We start from the raw sequence: 16,304 nt of genomic DNA on the forward strand, positions 1-16,304 counted from the left end.
TTCTTTCAGCTTGATTATATTCAAGACTGGAATCACTGTGTGGTTTTATTTAGAAGCTAGTTTTTGCCCAACCTCTTTTTATACTCAATGAAAATCAAAGAGCAAACTAGAAAACTAGCCGCAGGTTGCTCAAAACACTGTTTTGAGGTTGTAGACAAAACTGACGAAGTCAGTAACCATACCTATGGCAAGGCGACGTTGACGCGGTTTGAAGAGATTTTCGAAGAGTATTAACTCAATATCAAACTGGCTACAATGGGACTAACAAAGACGTAGAGAATACCGGTGACACCGATAGCCAAGCCACCCATGGCTCCTGCTACAGAGCCGTATCGAAAGGCTGTTCCTGTTCCGACTGCGTGGCCTGTTCCTCCAAGAGAAAGACCAACAGCTACTGGATCGTCAATTTTCAACCACTTCAAAAGGGTTGGTCCGATCACACTGGTTAAAATCCCAGTTGCCACTACGACGACCAAGGTTACGGTGGTCAAGCCTTGCAATTTTTCTGTAATTCCTACTGCCATAGCGGTTGTCACTGACTTAGGAAAGAGAGAAATGGCTAGGAAAAAGTCCATGCCAAAGATTTTAGCTACAAGGGCTGTGAAAGAGGTATTAACCACTACCGCTATCAAACTACCAAAGAGAATACTGCGAGCATGGTGCTTCATCAAGTGAAAACTCTTATAAAGCGGAATCCCTAAAGCCACGGTCGATGGGACAATCAAGTTATTTAGATAAACCCCACCTTGATAGTAATCTTGGTAAGAAATACCCGTCACCTTTAGAAAGATGATAATGAAAACAGCTGACAAAAGCAAGGGCGTTGTCAATGGATGGGGAAAACGCCTGTAAATCAGCATTCCCACTAGATAAGCTAGGATAGACAGGGCAAGCCCAAACAGGGGATTGGAAACAAATTCACTCATTTGGCATCTCCTTTCTCATAATCTCCCTCAAACCGTCTCTTGATGAACTGAACTACCAAGGCTATGAGGATAATATTGATGACTGCTGCAAAAAAGACAATCAAAACAATTGGCAAAAGATAGGGAGCAATCACATCAAACTTTTCCATGATTCCCACTGCTGGCGGCAAAAAGAGAATGGTCATATTGGCCAGCAAGAAATTCCCCACCATGTTGACATGCCTAGTTCTCAGCCACTTAAACTGTAGGGCTAAAAAAAGAATAATCAAGCCGATAATACTGCCCGGGATGGGCAAATGAAAGAAACTGGAAATCCCCTCTCCGATTAGAGAAATCACAAAGAGAATCATTAATTGAACATATAATTTCATCCTAAACTCCACGAAATATACTTCTTGCATACCAGTTTACTCTTTTTTCAGAAAATTTCAAGCAAATACACAAGAGTTGATGAAAGTTTGAAAAGAAAGGGGATACAGGCATTTGAAGATTTGTAAAAACAGGTGTGATGTAGGATAAAAGATTTCAGCATCCTTCTTGCCAGCTTAATTTAAAAGTAGTATAATTATTGCATGCGCAATCATCTTGTGATACAGAGATTGTCCGTGAATGGACTTTCTTCTATTTATGACTCTAAAAAGAAAGGAGATACTATGACCTATTTGGAAAAATGGTTTGACTTCAATAGTCGTCAGAAAGAAATTGAAGGTCTCTTGGAAGAGACCATTGCGCAGCAGAGTGACCAAAGTCTGACCTTGAAAGAGTTTTACCTGCTCTACTATCTGGACTTGGCCCAAGAAAAGTCTCTACGACAAATTGACCTGCCAGATAAGCTTCATCTGAGCCCAAGCGCTGTTTCTCGAATGGTGGCTAGATTAGAAGAGAAAAACTGTGGCTTGCTTAGTCGCAGATGTTGCGACCAGGATAGACGGGCTAGTTTTATCTGCCTGACTGACGAGGGACAAACAACCCTGGCTTATCTACAAAAGGCCGTCGAAGAAAGATTGAAAACCAGTCTTGATTTCTTGCCTTAATGAGTATTTTTTAAAAAAGTTGCGTGCGCAATCATTTTTCTTGACATTCCTCTTTTCAAGGAGTACAATAAAGTCATGATTGAACAAAGGAGTTTTATATGATCGAAATTACCTATCTAGACACCAGCAAACAAGAGAGAACCATGACTTTCGAGTCTTACCAAGACTTTGAACGTTCTCAACAAGCTTGCCTTATCGGTGTCGCAGACTATTACCCAGTTCAAAAATTGACCTATAACGGTCATGATTTGGACTACCATGGGACTTACGGAGATGTCTTCTTCTATCTCATGAAACAAGATTTAAGCCAATATAACTAAAAAAGGAGAAATACAATGGCAAAAGCAATTACAGATGCAACATTTGAACATGAAACAAAAGACGGTTTGGTCTTGGTAGACTTCTGGGCAACTTGGTGTGGTCCATGTCGTATGCAAGGTCCAATCTTGGATAAATTGTCTGAAGAACTTTCAGAAGATGTCTTGAAAATCGTTAAAATGGACGTGGATGAAAATCCAAACACAGCTCGTGCTTTTGGAATCATGTCTATCCCAACTCTTCTCTTCAAAAAAAACGGCCAAGTTGTGAAACAAGTTGCTGGTGTTCACACTGCAGAACAAATCAAAGCAATCGTTGCTGAATTGAGCTAATCACACTAGAGACCAAGTGCTTCATTTGGTCTCTTTTTTCTTGCCCTTTGCCATTTTTCAAAAAATATGCTAGACTGTAGGTAGAATATTACGATGTTTGGGACATGCCATCGCTAAAAAAAACCACTACTTGGTATTTTTTAGCTCCCCTCAAGGGAGCTTTTTGCGTGCTCTGAACATTTTCCATTTTGGAAGGAGTACTATGAAACGTCAATCAGCCTTGGTCGTCTTTAGTGGCGGTCAAGATTCCACAACCTGCCTCTTTTGGGCTAAAGAACACTATGAAACAGTCGAAGCTGTCACCTTTGCCTACGGCCAACGCCATCATCTCGAAATTCAAGTTGCCCAAGAAATCACTAAGGAACAAGGTATTCGTCATCACATCCTCGATATGTCTCTGCTAGGACAAATCACTGAAAATGCCCTGACCTCTGATATGGAAATCGAGCAAAAAGAGGGAGAGCTTCCCAATACCTTCGTTGACGGCCGCAACCACCTCTTTCTATCCTTTGCAGCAGTTCTTGCCAAGCAACGTGGTATTAAAGACATCGTGACAGGTGTTTGCGAGACAGACTTCTCAGGCTACCCTGATTGTCGAGATGTCTTTGTCAAATCTCTCAATGTTACTCTCAACCTTGCCATGGATTACGACTTCGTTATCCAAACACCTCTCATGTGGCTAGACAAGGCTGAAACTTGGGAATTAGCCGACCAACTCGGTGCCTTTGACTATGTTCGTGAAAAGACCTTGACCTGCTACAATGGGATTATCGGAAGTGGCTGCGGTGATTGTCCAGCCTGTCACTTACGTCAACATGGTTTAGATGTTTATCTCTCACAAAAAGGGGAGGGCTAATGTTTTTTGCACCCAAAGAAATCAAACAGGAAACTGGGGAGTCTCTTGTCTACAATCCTCACAGAACCTTGGTATCAAAAGAATTTACCTTCTATGCTGCCCACCACCTCTTTCACTATGAAGGAAAATGCAAGTCCCTGCACGGCCATACTTATCATCTGCAGATTGCTATCAGTGGATTTTTAGATGAACGGGGTATGACCTACGATTTCGGAGATATCAAAGCAATCTACAAGAACTACTTAGAACCTCACTTGGATCATCGCTATCTCAATGAAACCCTGCCTTATATGAACACGACTGCTGAAAATATGGTTTACTGGATTTTCCAAACCATGAGTCAAGAGTTGCCAGATGAGCGCAGTCTCCGTTTGGAATACGTTCGCCTCTATGAGACTCCGACTGCCTTTGCGGAGTTTAGACGGGAGTGGTTAGATGACTAGGGAACGTGTCCTCAAACTACCAGTTCTGGAAATTTTCGGCCCAACCTTTCAAGGCGAAGGTCGTGCTATTGGGCAGAAAACCATGTTTGTCCGCACTGCTGGTTGCGACTACCACTGCGACTGGTGCGATTCTGCCTTTACTTGGGATGGTTCTGAAAAACCAACTCGTATGACAGCTGACGAAGTCATTGCTGAATTAGACAAGCTAGGGAGCTACGACTACGTTACCCTGTCTGGGGGAAACCCTGCTATCCTAGCAGCCAACATGGCTGAACTCGTCACCAAGCTCAAGGAACGCGGTGTCACTCTGGCTGTTGAGACCCAAGGCTCCCGCTGGCAAAATTGGTTAAAAGACATCGACCAGGTCACCCTGAGCCCCAAACCTCCTTCCTCCAAGACGGAAGTCAACTTTGAGACCTTGGACTTTATCGTTTCCCAACTGGACCCTGACAAAGTCACCTTTAAAATCCCTGTCTTTGATGATGCCGATTTGGCCTTTGCTAAAGGCATTCAAGAACGTTACCAACCAGATGTTCTCTTCTTATCGGCTGGAAATCCTGAGCCCAAGGCTACAGGAAATATTGTCCAAGACCAACTGGATCGCCTCAAAGAACTCTGGGAACGCGTCGCTGCTGACGATAGCTGGGGCAATGTCCGCGTCCTTCCTCAACTTCATACCCTCCTCTACGACAACCAACGTGGTGTTTAAGATTAGAAAGAAAAAATCATGTCACAACAAGAAGAAATGAAAAATCTAAGCCTACTGGGCAACAAAGAAACCAACTACATCTTCGAGTATCAACCAGATGTCCTCGAATCTTTTGACAATCGTCATGTGGAAAATGACTATTTTATCAAATTCAACTGTCCTGAATTTACCTCTCTGTGCCCAATCACTGCTCAGCCAGACTTTGCGACCATTTATATTTCCTACATTCCTGACAAGCTCTGTGTCGAGTCAAAATCCCTCAAACTCTACCTCTTTAGCTATCGAAATCATGGAGATTTTCATGAAAACTGTATCAACACTATCGGGAAAGACTTGGTCAACTTGCTAGACCCTCGCTATTTAGAAGTCTGGGGAAAATTCACTCCGCGCGGCGGCATTTCAATTGACCCTTACTACAACTATGGTAAACCTGGAACTAAGTATGAAGGCTTGGCAGAACAACGCCTCTTCCAACACGACCTTTATCCAGAGAAAATTGACAACCGCTAAACTCATACTCAATGAAAATCAAAGAGCAAACTAGGAAGCTAGCCGCAGGTTGCTCAAAGTACTGCTTCGAGGTCGTAGATAAGACTGACGAAGTCAGCTCAAAACACTGTTTTGAGGTTGCAGATGGACGCTGACGTGGTTTGAAGAGATTTTCGAAGAGTATCATACGAAAAAGCCCTGTTCCTCAAACTGAGGAGCAAGGCTTTTTGAGTTTCAACTATTCTTCTGTTCCAAGAAAGTTTTTCGCAACAAGGGCTGCAAGAATACCACCAACGATTGGGGCAAGGATGAAAATCCAAACTTGTTGAAGAGCTGCGCCACCTACAAAGACAGCTGGCGCCAAGCTACGAGCTGGATTTACTGAAAGTCCAGTGATGTTCAAGCCTACAAGGATCAAGGCTGTCAATGACAAACCAATGACCAAACCAGCGATTGCACCATTACCTTTGCTTGCTGATGTTACAGTCATGATAACTAGGACAAACAAGAAGGTTGCGATGACTTCAAACAAGAATCCACCAAAGACAGTGACACCGTTTGCCAAGGAATTTTCACCAAGACTAGCGGTCGACATACCTGAGTTAGACAAGAGGAAGAATACTGCAGCTGACGCAAGGAAAGCTCCAACTACTTGTCCAAGGATGTAGTTTACAAGCTCAGAAGATGACAAACGTTTGTTTACAAACATAGCGATCGAAACCGCCGGGTTCAAGTGAGCCCCTGAAATCGTCCCAATTGAGTAAGCTGCCACCACGATTGCCAGACCAAAGGCAAAAGCAATTCCAAGGTGTCCAAGGCCATCAAGACCATTTCCAAAAACAACAGCTCCTGTTCCGATGAACACAAGCATAAATGTACCGATTAATTCAGCAACAAATTTTTTCATGATAAGTCTCCTTTTTTCAAACTATGTATTAGTCTATCAAAAGAAGGAAAGGGTTTCAAGAAAATTGACTGGAAAGTTATTTGAAAATCATGAAACGACTCGCTTGAACTTAGTACTGAAAAGATTGAATAGCTTCTTTCAAGGCATCTTGTATACTATTTCTCTGGTCAAGTTAGATATAGACTTCCAACAGACAGGATCTAAAGTTGGAAAATTTGTAAAAATCTTCTCTTTCTTCTATCGGAAAATCAACAGTTTTTATCCAAGAAGCTACTTGCTCTTGCTCCAACTTCCCTTGTAAAATCGGTTCATAAAGTACTCTGGCTAAACGCCAATCTTCATCATTTGTAAAACGAATCTCAACACGTTTAAAGATTTTCCCAATGATTTCAAATGCTTCGGCTATATCTGACTTTGGAAAGCTAGGATGGCATATAACTTCCGTCAAGAGATCAGCCCCATGCGCAAATGCGTGGATCCACCCAAACTGATGAGAGTAACCCGTCGTCTCTTTTTCCTTTGTAAGATAGTGTAAGCCTTGATTTAGCATGGTAACCCTGATAGGAGAAGACAACTGCTGGTAATAAAGTGATTCCTTAGTACCATCTGCAGACAAAAGATTGGCATAAATAAGCGCCCTAAAAGAACGTTCAAGTGTTGGCAGACCTACCTTATCAATCTCTTTATCTATCCCTCCATCCGATGAAACCCCTTCAGCAATGAAATGAAATTGTTCCTGTGTAAATAGCTCTTCCTGAATTCCTCTAGCAAAGCTTGTAAAAACAAGGTCATCGCGAATTTCTGGAGAAGGATCTCCCAAATGATCAAGCAACCACTGGATTTCTTCCTGATGATAACTTGGTTTTTCTTCTGCTATTTTTCTAAGTAACTTTTGATACATGGGCAATACCTCTATATTTCTAGCAACTGTTCAAAAAGCCAGCCTTAAATGACTTAATATTGAATTCTCAATTAAATACAATCTGATAAAAAATGAAGTAAATAACTATCAATATCAACTCTACAGCAAGTTCAAATTTAACATCACGACCTTCAACGGTATGTTTGAAAACAGCTACAGCTAAGCTAAGTATAATGACGCTTAACAAGCCCATGAACATCATTCTAGAACAACCCTTCTATTCCCCTACTCTCCCAACTGGGCACTATAGGCGATAATCTGGTCAACGGTTTCTGACAAGAACTGGATGGTATCACGGAGTGGTTTGTCCGTTGAGATATCCGCTCCGATAATCATAGCTGACTCAAGCGGTGTCTTACTACCACCTGATTTAAGAAGATTGAGCCAATCTTCAGCTCCAGTTTCTGAATGTTTCAAATGAAGGTAACCCGCAGTCGAAATAACAAGTCCAGCTGAGTAAGTGTAGCTATACAAGCCCATGTAGTAGTGAGCTTGGCGCATCCAAGTGAGTGCCGCATCGTCGTCAATTTCAATAGCATCTCCCCAAAAATCCGTCAAGACTTCCTTCATAATGCTGTTAAGCTTGCTTGCTCCAAAGGTCTCCCCTTCTTCAATCAATGTATAAACCTTACGCTGGAAGGCTGCTTCCAAGAGGTGGGTGATGAAATTATGGAAGTAGGTGTCTGTCAAGCGATGAGCCAGAGCGAAGCGTTTTTGACGTGGGTCGTCAGATTGGAGCTCCAAGTAGTCACTAAGAAGCAATTCATTGAAAGTTGATGGCGCTTCAACATAGTAGGTCGACATATGAGCATTGAAGTAACTTTGGTGATTATCTGAAAAGATAAACTGACCAGAATGTCCGATTTCATGAATCAAGGTATAGACATCACTCAAACGACCTGTCCAGCTCATGAGGACATAAGGGTGTACGCGATATGGATCCGCCGCATAACCACCAGAATCCTTGCCACTATTGGCAGCGAAGTCCACCCAGCGCTCTTCTTGATAGCGAGCAACTTCCTGACAATATTCTTGTCCCAAAGGCTCTACCGACTTCATGACCAAATCATAGGCGTCCTCAATAGTCACTTCAGGATTCAGGGCGCTGTCCAAGTCCAATTTCCAGTCTGCAAAGGTCATCTTTTCAAGACCATTGACCTTGGCAACATGCTTGAGGTATCTCTGGGCAACTGGCGCAAAATCCTTCATGATGAGGTCAATCTGGCGGTCAAACATGGCACGGTCCACTTCTTGCTCAGCCAGAAGATAATCAAAGACGGAGTCGTATCCCTTCATATCTGCCAATAGTTTTTCTGACTTGACCTGAGCAAGATAGGCTGCCGCAGATGTATTTTGGTGCTTACGAAGTCCTTCTGAGAAAGAACGGAAGGATTTCTCACGGACTTCAGCATCCTCGTGGTTTTGGTAGAAATTTTCATAGGTAACAAAGCTGTTTTTATAGGTCTTGCCATTGGCTTCAAAGTCAGCCATTTCAAAATCCCCAGCACGCATCTTAGTATAAATGTCCTGTGGACTATAGAAAACTTCACCAAGATTGGTCAAAGCTTTCTCCACATCCGCCCCTAGATAGTGGGCTTTTTTGATTTTATCTTGACGAATGGCTGCCGTCAAGTGGGGTAGTTCACCCAAACGATCCAAGACTTCCTCATCTGCAGCGACTAAGGCATCGTCAAAGAAAGTCAAGGCTACACTGGCATCTGTTTCAAATTCCATCCCAGCTTGGGCAATATTAGCAAATTCTTCATTGCTATAGTCTGTCGTCTGAGGCATAAAGGAATAATTGCCGATATGACTCATCTGGATATAGATTTGTTCCAATTCCGCAAAGGCCTTCTCGAAATCTTCAAAAGTGTGAAGATTGCCCTTGTAGTCACGGCTAAATTGGTTGATATCTTCGCGAGCTTTTTCAATTGCACGCAAGAAATCCTCACGGTCTTGATATAGGGCAGTTAAATCCCAAAGTTCCTTCTCTGGAAATTCTGAACGGTGTTTTTGTTCCATTTTCTTCCTCTTATTTCTCTAATTCTAATAAAACACTAAGGGCTGATAAGGCGTAAAGCGGCGCTGTTTCTGCTCGTAAAATACGAGGTCCAAGCCCTGCCAAGATTGCTCCTTTAGCTTCAAAACTTTCAATTTCTGCTGCTGAGAGACCGCCTTCTGGACCAAAGATAAAGAGCAATTTGGCTCCTTTTTCAAGACCAGAGACTGCTTGCAGAAGCGCAGCAGCTTCTCCTTCTTTTGCTGATTCTTCATAGGCCACTACGATAGAGTCAAACTGGTCCAGTTGAGCTAAAAAATCTGCTTTTTTCTCGAAAAGCTGAATACTTGGAACAATATTACGTTTACTTTGTTCTGCTGCTCCAAGGGCAATTTTTTCTAGTTTTTCAACCTTTTTACACAATTTCTTGCCATCCCACTTAGCAACGGACCTATCGGCAGGAAAGGCCCAAATCTGTCTGGCACCCAGTTCGGTTACTTTTTGAGTGATAAACTCCAGCTTGTCCCCCTTGGGAAATCCAGATGCAATTGTCACTCGAACGGGCAGTTCCACATTGTCATCTAGTTCTTCTACTAATTCAAACTGACGGGCTTCCACATCCAGCACACGCGCCAAACGCTTAATGCCATCATCAAAGACCAAGGTCACTTCATCATCTTCCTTCAGGCGCATAACCTGAAACATGTGCTTGCTGGTTTCCTTGTCCTCAATGGTAACAGGAGAGACAGCACTGCCTTTTACAAAATACTGTTGCATGCTAGCCTCCAATCACACCTGAAATATCCTTGGTCTTCTTAAAGACACAGGCATTCCATTCCCCTTGCATCATGTGGGTTTCAAGGAAAAATCCAGCTGACTCAGCCGACTCGCGCACCATGTCCCACTTGTCCTTGATAATCCCACTCATGATCAGGTAGCCTTCATCCTTGACCAAGCGATAAGCATCGTCCGTCAGATGAATGAGAATATCCGCTAAGATATTAGCTACGATGACATCTGCCTCAATCTCAACCCCCTTAAGCAAATCTCCTGCCGCTACATGGATATTTTCCATGCCAGGATTGAGCTCAATATTTTCCTGAGCGACACGAACCGCCACATCATCTAGGTCGTAGGCGAAAATTTCCTTGGCACCAAGCAGAGAGCTAGCAATGGAGAGGACACCTGAACCAGTTCCTACATCAAGCACCGTTTCACCACCACGAAGAACCTGCTCCAAAGCAAAAAGGCTCATCTTGGTCGTTGGATGCGTTCCAGTCCCAAAGACCATACCAGGATCCAGCTTGATAATCTTTTCTCCAGCCGTCGCCTCATAGTCCGTCCACGACGGCACGATGGTCAAATCATGAGTGATACGAGCTGGTTCATAGTATTTCTTCCAGTTGTCAGCCCAGTCTTCCTCAGCCAAGGCTGTTGTACCCATCTTGACATCTCCCAAATCCATAAAATCAGTTAGTTCCGCGAGACGAGCCTGCAAATCTGCCTCAACCGTTGCTATATCAACCGTATCAGGGTAGTAGGCTGTCACTACGATTTCTTCTTGTTGCTCAACCTCTGGGAAGATCTCACCAAAACGGTCGACATTCCCCACATAGTCCATACTGTCTTCAATCGCAACACCTTGGGCACCTAACTCAATCAAGAGATTGGAGACCAGCTCCTCGCCCTCACGCTTCACTGTAACTTTTAACTCTTGCCATGTTTCCATTTTATATTGTACTTACCTTTCCATCAGGTTAAAAATAGTCTTTCCAATAACAATAATAAGATTATCTCTTAATTTCTTCTCTAACTCTAAGTCAATACCACTATTCTGTATGAATTTGTCTTCTACATTTCTATATAAGCGTTTTACTCTAGTGGGGTTTCCCGCATCAAAATGAGGTACGTAATGGTAAATTATGACAGGAACAGAACTTCTGATTGATTGTTCAGCAATCTGATTCCAGATATACCCATCAGTCTCTCCCAAAGAAACCCCATAAAGAATTATGATGTCAGAATTTTTTATAATATCGCTATTTTTAACATCCATATTTTCTCTATAGTTCTTCAAAACTAAATTTTTTATTAAGAATTCTTTTTGTTCTTCATCAAAACTATTTGAAATCTGTGTCTCGTCACTAACTCCTAAAACTGTGCAAATATCTACCGTTCCATGTGCATGAATTGGAGGCGCAATGTGAAATTTATAATTATTAGTTCGTAATTGATTGCTGAATGATTTTGCTGACCCATTATATAATTCATCTATGACATTTGTGTAATTAAGGGTTAATATATTTACAATGTCATGTTGATATGGATTTTCATTATATTTTTTATCGATAACAGGCTGATTGATTGCAGGGAGAGATTTCTTCATATTATTTAGAGTACTTACAAAATCAATTACATTGCCTTTCTCAAGATTCTTTTCTTGTTATATGCGTAGATAGTCTCTTAAATCGTCAATTACTTCACTAAAATCATCTATAAATTTCTCCCTCATTTCTATACTTAAGGAGATGAGGTCGTTATCTTTTGTCAATTTACCAATTGACAATTCAAAATCTGACCAATTTTCATAATCATTTACTTTATCAGAAAATAGAGACTCATAAATGAAATTTGAATATTCTTCCTCGTTCTCTTTCCTACTTATGTAAGCCCTATTTTGAAATTCATAGAAATCTTTATATCTTGTTTTCAAACCATATTGCAAATCCAAACCATTTCCAACTATATAAGTAATATTCATATCTTTGCCCTCTTGTGTTCCTAAAATCTAGAATAAGGATAAAATATCCACTATTCAAATTCAATTTCTTCATTTAAACTATTAAAGAGGTCTACTTGAGCTTCTACCTGCAATCTATTAACTAGCCAACCGCGTAATTCGGCTTGTTGAATAAAATCTTCGATTCTATTGACACCATTCAACTCCTTTAGAGTAACAACTACTCCAAAACGAATACCATAACCATCACCATTTTTTAACCGTTCAATTGTTTTTACACTCATTCCCCATTGAGGATTAGAAGGATTCAGAATCGGCTTAGCTTTTTTACGAGAAGAAAATTTTTCTCCTAAATGTTTGACATTATCCCATTTCCTAAAAACATTTCGTGCCGACTTTTCTCTCACATATCCTGGTGCATTTTCAGAATATTGATTGTCGTTATTAATTGTTTTAATGCCTTTCTTATCTAAAACTCCCAAACTAAGTTGCATTTCCGTATTAGTATAGTCAACTCCTTGATTTCTAGAACACTTTGGAAAATAGCACATAGTGGCCTTTGCTACATATGGATAGTGTTCTTTAGAAATTGGAACTGGGAAATCATAATTATAAGTTTCATATGCTCTAGAAACATCTGAGACTATAAATTTAATTTCATCATCAGGTGTAGACAAAATATCTTCTATTTTGATTGGCACAACCCCATATCCAAGTAAAGAAATGTCTGCGAATGTTTTTTTATCATTCCATGGTATCGCTGAATCAATTAATAAAGCCTTTGCTTCTTCACGACTTAATCCCATAATATGAATGAGGTAAGCCATTTTTCTAGCAATAAATGGAGCCGCAAAACTGGTCCCAGCTACTCGAGCCAGCCCTAGTGGTTCACAAACATTTATGAAGTCTCCGTTCCCCCCGCCATAGTATGAAACATCAGGTTTGATAAAGAAAGACAGGACAACTCCTTCGCGTGAATAAGAAACGACTTGATTGCTAAAATCAACAGAATTTACAATAATTGAATTGAGTGAATCTGCTGGTGCTCCAATCTTTTTTCGTTGTCCATCAGGGGCAATCCCATTAGTGCCTGCAATAATAAAAATTACATCGTTATCAAATTGAATCTCGTCTAACAACGAACCCTCGACAGAAATAAAGTTTTCCCTAATTTCATCATTTGATCCAAGTGAAAGGTTCCAAACCTTAATATCAGGATTTTGAGATACAATTTCTCTAATCTGTTTGATAATTGTGAAGGAGTTGAAACCACTCTGTAAAGATATCCCAAAATGTCTGACTCTAAATCTTCCACATCCGTCATCTAGTTTTGGATTCAAACTAGCTCCATCTACTATTACCGAGGAAACTGCTGTACCGTGCTTATAGTCTTGACTTCCTTTGCTAATATCTGGTGAAATTAAATCATGATACTCTACCCACTCATTGAAATAAACTCTATCATCAAACAACGTATCGATGACACCAATAATAGGTTCATTAGTTGGAAAAGGGAGATTATTATAAAAAGTGTTCCCATCATTATAAAAATTCTCTGGTGACAGGCTAGAAAAATCTTCTACTATCATTGATACTAGATAAGGTGCTTTTAGCAGTAGTAACTCAATATTTTTTTCGTCAAGTAAAACAGTTGTCTGGTCCATGATGTTAGCTTCTGAAACATCAATATCAAGTTGTTTAAGTAATGTTAAGAGATTAGTTTTTACATCGTAGATTGTTACAATAGAATTACGTATAGTAGACATATCTGCCTGTTCAATACCAAATCCTTTGACAAAGCAAGCGTCTCTTAAGTATTGTTTGAATTTTGATTTCGACAGACCATACTTAGAATAATCAATTTGATTAAATTTTGAAGAGTCGGAGAACACCATACTCGTCATGGGAGCACTAGTAAAATAATCTTTGAATATTGTTATAACTTTTTTAGTATGCTCAATTGTCTTATCTAACACTTCCTTTGAAATGTAGTGTGTAATAATATGATTACTCTTATCATTACTAAATTTTGCACCCACAATCGTTTCATTTGGAATTGCATTTCCGCCACCCACATTAAAAAAACCATCGATACGATTGCTCTTAGCTAGGACACGATTATAATACACACTGACAAGTACTCCATCAACGATTGTGTTATTAGACCAATATTCTTTTACTCGTTCAAGGGATGTATAAAGTTCATTTAAATGGTTTAACGTAACAATAGAATCTGCGGGAATCGTTATCGATCCTCTCCCCTTTGCTGACTTTGGTGTAAAACTTTTACCTCGTAATGTCAATAATGTATTCATTTTAATCCTCGCTTAACTCTCGTGATACACTACTCTTAGAAACACCTGTCAAAATCTCAATTTCTCTAACAGTAAAACCTAGCTTCGATAATTTAGAAATAGATAAATTTCTACCATTATGCAAACTTCTTAGCAGGCGTTTTTGGTAATCATGCGGATCTGATGGATCACTAAATGCCAATGACGTTCTTATTGCATTTCTCAAATCACCAGGATTCGGTATTACATTGGCACTATTGATAATTTTTTTAAATAATTTTAAATCTCTAGCTACATTCTTAAATTGCTTTAATAACTCATTTAAAATAATAGTAGCTACTTCTACTTTATCTTCATCAGTATAACGGTCAAAGTCAATTATGGCATCGAATCTTCTCGTAACTGCTTTATCAAGATTTTCAAAAAGATTTGTTGTTGCAATTAATACAATTTCTGGTGATAGTCTATCCAACTCCTTTAAAAAGGCAGAAGTCACTCGTCCCATTTCTCTTAAATCATTCTGATTAACCCTATCCAGTACTATGGAATCAATTTCATCAAATAGGATGATATAATTTTGCTTGAAAGGAAGATTATTGATTTCATTAAAAAGAGTTGCTAAGTTTTTGACTGTTTGTCCCAGCTTACTATCTACTAAGTGACTGAAATCTACTACAAGTAATTCCTTGCCAATAAGTCTAGCCACCTGCTTTACACTTTCAGTTTTTCCAGTACCTGGAGATCCCACAAATAAAAATTTATTTATTCCAATATGATGATTAACAGCGTTTATTATTCCTTTTAAATCATTCATAATTGAAAGAGGCAATGGGAGAGGACCAATATCTAGTTTAGCAGGAGTCAAATACTCACTAGGATTTTCTATTTGTGGCATGAATCTATCACTTTGAGACATTAACCCCATAATATATTGTGCTAATTGTGTATCACCATGTTTATTGAAGTTCCGAGCAATTGCTATGGATTGATTTCTAAATTCTGTCTCTCTGCCCTCATAATGATACTTTATTAAATCAAGAACATCCGATTTTTTCATGATTCATTCCTCCTTACACAAATAATACTATATTTTTGGGACAAAATCAATTATTTTGGGACAAAATAAAAAAGAATAACCTTGAAAGGATATTCTTGTAATGCAAAACTATATCAGATTTTCCCTGACACTCTTTCCACCACCTGGCAATTCCCACATATTGGGTCAAGGAATGCTTGCCTTATCATCGCGTAAGATAGTCAAGAGCTTATCCCCACAAAACAAAGCAATCTTGCAGCCTGTGAAATCAGAAATTTCTATTTCCATATCAGACTCCTTCAGTTAATTCCTTTTCCAGCTCGGCTAACCAATTTTGATAATAGCTTTTCTCATCCCGTAACATCCGGCTGCTATTCATTTTCTGTCTAGCAATCTTCATAGTCTTGTGAGTTTGAACTCCATCTTTCTTTACCTTAAATTGATACCAAGCTTGAATGACCTGTATATCTGCTGTTTTTATAGATAAAAAGGATTTGACTCCTCGAATGCTTGCATATTCTTCCGCTTTCTTATTATCTCCTTCCATCAGAGCAACTTGAAGAAGGTATAATTGAGAAATAGTTTTAGACATTGGATTATCTGTTTTCTCTAGCACAGACCGAAACTGTTGCTTTGCAAGCTCTATATGATCATCCAATATGAATACCACTCCCTCAAGAGTTTGAATACTTTCTGCAAAGCTCCCACTCGCATACTCAGGAACAGGCATGATAAAGTCTTTCAAATCATATTCTTGAGGAGCTAGCAAGGTCTGGGCAGAATGCCTCAATATCAGGTAGGCGTATTGGGTATTTTCAGGGTGTTGTAGCAATTCCCAAATTTTCGCTCCATCGGTGATCCCGACTGGCAAGACGTTGTTTAGGAAGAAAGACAAATTAAGAAAAATCCAAGTGCCTGCAAAATACCAGCTTCTTGTCAAAAATCCAAACAATATCGCCAATAACATCAAGCCGAGATGAACCAGCAAACCTCCTGAAAGCATCAGGATGATTCTTTGATCGCTTTCATCTTCTTTCAATCCAATAGACTTGTTCGGTAACTACATTATCTCGTGGTTGATGATGCCACAAATCAACTCAGCTCTTAATTCAAATCGTTTTCTACGATTACGATAAGGCTGTGCCATGATTTGAAAGGTTTTAAATTTGGCATTAAAGTGCTCAACTTCAATACGCATTTTAGATATCTCGCTATTCAACTGCTTATCTTCTTGGGTTAAGGGGTGATGTTTAGAACGCTTAGCAGGAATAAAGGTATTTTCGTGAAATTTCAAGATGC

General features: G+C 39.9%; 16 protein-coding genes and 3 pseudogenes. 7 read left to right on the forward strand and 12 right to left on the reverse strand.

Annotated features, from left to right (window positions below; genetic code table 11):
• Positions 1 to 230: 230 nt before the first annotated feature.
• The gene (locus tag FGQ53_RS08655; RefSeq protein WP_138337847.1) at positions 231 to 926 is read right to left on the reverse strand and encodes an LrgB family protein; all 696 of its coding nucleotides are present in this window, start codon (positions 924 to 926) and stop codon (positions 231 to 233) included.
• A complete protein-coding gene (locus FGQ53_RS08660; RefSeq protein WP_000781325.1) occupies positions 923 to 1,297 on the reverse strand; it encodes a CidA/LrgA family protein in 375 nt (124 codons plus the stop codon). Before FGQ53_RS08660 ends, FGQ53_RS08655 begins: the two co-directional genes overlap by 4 nt.
• 282 nt (positions 1,298 to 1,579) lie before the next feature.
• On the opposite strand from FGQ53_RS08660, the gene FGQ53_RS08665 reads away from it, so the two are divergent.
• The 7 genes from FGQ53_RS08665 (at position 1,580) to queF (ending at position 5,128) form a co-directional block, all read left to right on the forward strand.
• Positions 1,580 to 1,960 carry a MarR family winged helix-turn-helix transcriptional regulator gene (locus FGQ53_RS08665; protein WP_171019122.1) on the forward strand — a complete coding sequence of 127 codons (381 nt, stop codon included), beginning with the start codon at positions 1,580 to 1,582 and terminating at the stop codon, positions 1,958 to 1,960.
• A 98-nt stretch (positions 1,961 to 2,058) separates the two neighbouring features.
• Positions 2,059 to 2,280 (forward strand): DUF4649 family protein, encoded by a 222-nt coding sequence (locus FGQ53_RS08670; protein WP_000570267.1) that lies wholly within the window; start codon positions 2,059 to 2,061, stop codon positions 2,278 to 2,280.
• Between the two features lie 15 nt (positions 2,281 to 2,295).
• Entirely contained in the window at positions 2,296 to 2,610 is a 315-nt protein-coding gene (trxA, locus tag FGQ53_RS08675; protein ID WP_138337852.1) for a thioredoxin, read from the forward strand.
• Between the two features lie 202 nt (positions 2,611 to 2,812).
• The gene (queC, locus tag FGQ53_RS08680) at positions 2,813 to 3,466 is read left to right on the forward strand and encodes a 7-cyano-7-deazaguanine synthase QueC (protein WP_138337855.1); all 654 of its coding nucleotides are present in this window, start codon (positions 2,813 to 2,815) and stop codon (positions 3,464 to 3,466) included.
• Entirely contained in the window at positions 3,466 to 3,909 is a 444-nt protein-coding gene (queD, locus tag FGQ53_RS08685; protein ID WP_138337858.1) for a 6-carboxytetrahydropterin synthase QueD, read from the forward strand. The genes queC and queD overlap by 1 nt, the downstream gene beginning before the upstream one ends.
• On the forward strand, positions 3,902 to 4,618 hold the full coding sequence (queE, locus tag FGQ53_RS08690; RefSeq protein ID WP_138337860.1) for a 7-carboxy-7-deazaguanine synthase QueE: 717 nt from the start codon (positions 3,902 to 3,904) through the stop codon (positions 4,616 to 4,618). Before queD ends, queE begins: the two co-directional genes overlap by 8 nt.
• Before the next feature lie 18 nt (positions 4,619 to 4,636).
• On the forward strand, positions 4,637 to 5,128 hold the full coding sequence (gene queF, locus FGQ53_RS08695; RefSeq protein ID WP_000082584.1) for a preQ(1) synthase: 492 nt from the start codon (positions 4,637 to 4,639) through the stop codon (positions 5,126 to 5,128).
• Positions 5,129 to 5,345: 217 nt separating this feature from the next.
• Here the strand turns inward: queF and FGQ53_RS08700 are convergent, their stop codons facing one another.
• The 10 genes and pseudogenes from FGQ53_RS08700 to FGQ53_RS08745 form a co-directional block, all read right to left on the reverse strand.
• A complete protein-coding gene (locus tag FGQ53_RS08700) occupies positions 5,346 to 6,014 on the reverse strand; it encodes an MIP/aquaporin family protein (RefSeq protein ID WP_138337863.1) in 669 nt (222 codons plus the stop codon).
• Positions 6,015 to 6,123: 109 nt separating this feature from the next.
• Positions 6,124 to 6,915 (reverse strand): annotated as a pseudogene (locus FGQ53_RS08705) (DUF2785 domain-containing protein).
• A gap of 246 nt (positions 6,916 to 7,161) precedes the next feature.
• Positions 7,162 to 8,958, reverse strand: coding sequence for an oligoendopeptidase F (gene pepF / locus FGQ53_RS08710; RefSeq protein ID WP_138337865.1), 1,797 nt, complete (start codon positions 8,956 to 8,958; stop codon positions 7,162 to 7,164).
• 10 nt (positions 8,959 to 8,968) lie between these two features.
• Positions 8,969 to 9,712 (reverse strand): 16S rRNA (uracil(1498)-N(3))-methyltransferase, encoded by a 744-nt coding sequence (locus FGQ53_RS08715; RefSeq protein WP_138337868.1) that lies wholly within the window; start codon positions 9,710 to 9,712, stop codon positions 8,969 to 8,971.
• 1 nt (position 9,713) lies between these two features.
• Positions 9,714 to 10,664 carry a 50S ribosomal protein L11 methyltransferase gene (gene prmA / locus FGQ53_RS08720; protein ID WP_138337870.1) on the reverse strand — a complete coding sequence of 317 codons (951 nt, stop codon included), beginning with the start codon at positions 10,662 to 10,664 and terminating at the stop codon, positions 9,714 to 9,716.
• A 12-nt stretch (positions 10,665 to 10,676) separates the two neighbouring features.
• A pseudogene (locus FGQ53_RS08725) lies at positions 10,677 to 11,696 on the reverse strand (AbiH family protein).
• Positions 11,697 to 11,746: 50 nt separating this feature from the next.
• Positions 11,747 to 13,990, reverse strand: a complete 2,244-nt coding sequence (locus FGQ53_RS08730) for a S8 family peptidase (protein ID WP_138337873.1) — start codon at positions 13,988 to 13,990, stop codon at positions 11,747 to 11,749.
• Between the two features lies 1 nt (position 13,991).
• Positions 13,992 to 15,026, reverse strand: coding sequence for an ATP-binding protein (locus tag FGQ53_RS08735; protein WP_138337876.1), 1,035 nt, complete (start codon positions 15,024 to 15,026; stop codon positions 13,992 to 13,994).
• A 268-nt stretch (positions 15,027 to 15,294) separates the two neighbouring features.
• Positions 15,295 to 16,050 (reverse strand): annotated as a pseudogene (locus tag FGQ53_RS08740) (peptidase M50); the annotation flags it as partial.
• A gap of 15 nt (positions 16,051 to 16,065) precedes the next feature.
• Positions 16,066 to 16,304 (reverse strand): transposase family protein (locus FGQ53_RS08745; RefSeq protein ID WP_138337879.1); only part of this gene is annotated, 239 nt, incomplete at its 5' end.

Origin of the sequence: Streptococcus mitis (genome assembly GCF_005844455.1) — a bacterium.
GTDB classification, from domain to species: Bacteria; Bacillota; Bacilli; order Lactobacillales; family Streptococcaceae; genus Streptococcus; species Streptococcus mitis_BF.

Coding starts and splice junctions, on each gene's coding strand:
- FGQ53_RS08655 (WP_138337847.1), bottom strand. CDS start 926: ATGAGTGAATTTGTTTCCAATCCCCTGTTTGGGCTTGCCCTGTCTATC.
- FGQ53_RS08660 (WP_000781325.1), bottom strand. CDS start 1,297: ATGAAATTATATGTTCAATTAATGATTCTCTTTGTGATTTCTCTAATC.
- FGQ53_RS08665 (WP_171019122.1), top strand. CDS start 1,580: ATGACCTATTTGGAAAAATGGTTTGACTTCAATAGTCGTCAGAAAGAA.
- FGQ53_RS08670 (WP_000570267.1), top strand. CDS start 2,059: ATGATCGAAATTACCTATCTAGACACCAGCAAACAAGAGAGAACCATG.
- trxA (WP_138337852.1), top strand. CDS start 2,296: ATGGCAAAAGCAATTACAGATGCAACATTTGAACATGAAACAAAAGAC.
- queC (WP_138337855.1), top strand. CDS start 2,813: ATGAAACGTCAATCAGCCTTGGTCGTCTTTAGTGGCGGTCAAGATTCC.
- queD (WP_138337858.1), top strand. CDS start 3,466: ATGTTTTTTGCACCCAAAGAAATCAAACAGGAAACTGGGGAGTCTCTT.
- queE (WP_138337860.1), top strand. CDS start 3,902: ATGACTAGGGAACGTGTCCTCAAACTACCAGTTCTGGAAATTTTCGGC.
- queF (WP_000082584.1), top strand. CDS start 4,637: ATGTCACAACAAGAAGAAATGAAAAATCTAAGCCTACTGGGCAACAAA.
- FGQ53_RS08700 (WP_138337863.1), bottom strand. CDS start 6,014: ATGAAAAAATTTGTTGCTGAATTAATCGGTACATTTATGCTTGTGTTC.
- pepF (WP_138337865.1), bottom strand. CDS start 8,958: ATGGAACAAAAACACCGTTCAGAATTTCCAGAGAAGGAACTTTGGGAT.
- FGQ53_RS08715 (WP_138337868.1), bottom strand. CDS start 9,712: ATGCAACAGTATTTTGTAAAAGGCAGTGCTGTCTCTCCTGTTACCATT.
- prmA (WP_138337870.1), bottom strand. CDS start 10,664: ATGGAAACATGGCAAGAGTTAAAAGTTACAGTGAAGCGTGAGGGCGAG.
- FGQ53_RS08730 (WP_138337873.1), bottom strand. CDS start 13,990: ATGAATACATTATTGACATTACGAGGTAAAAGTTTTACACCAAAGTCA.
- FGQ53_RS08735 (WP_138337876.1), bottom strand. CDS start 15,026: ATGAAAAAATCGGATGTTCTTGATTTAATAAAGTATCATTATGAGGGC.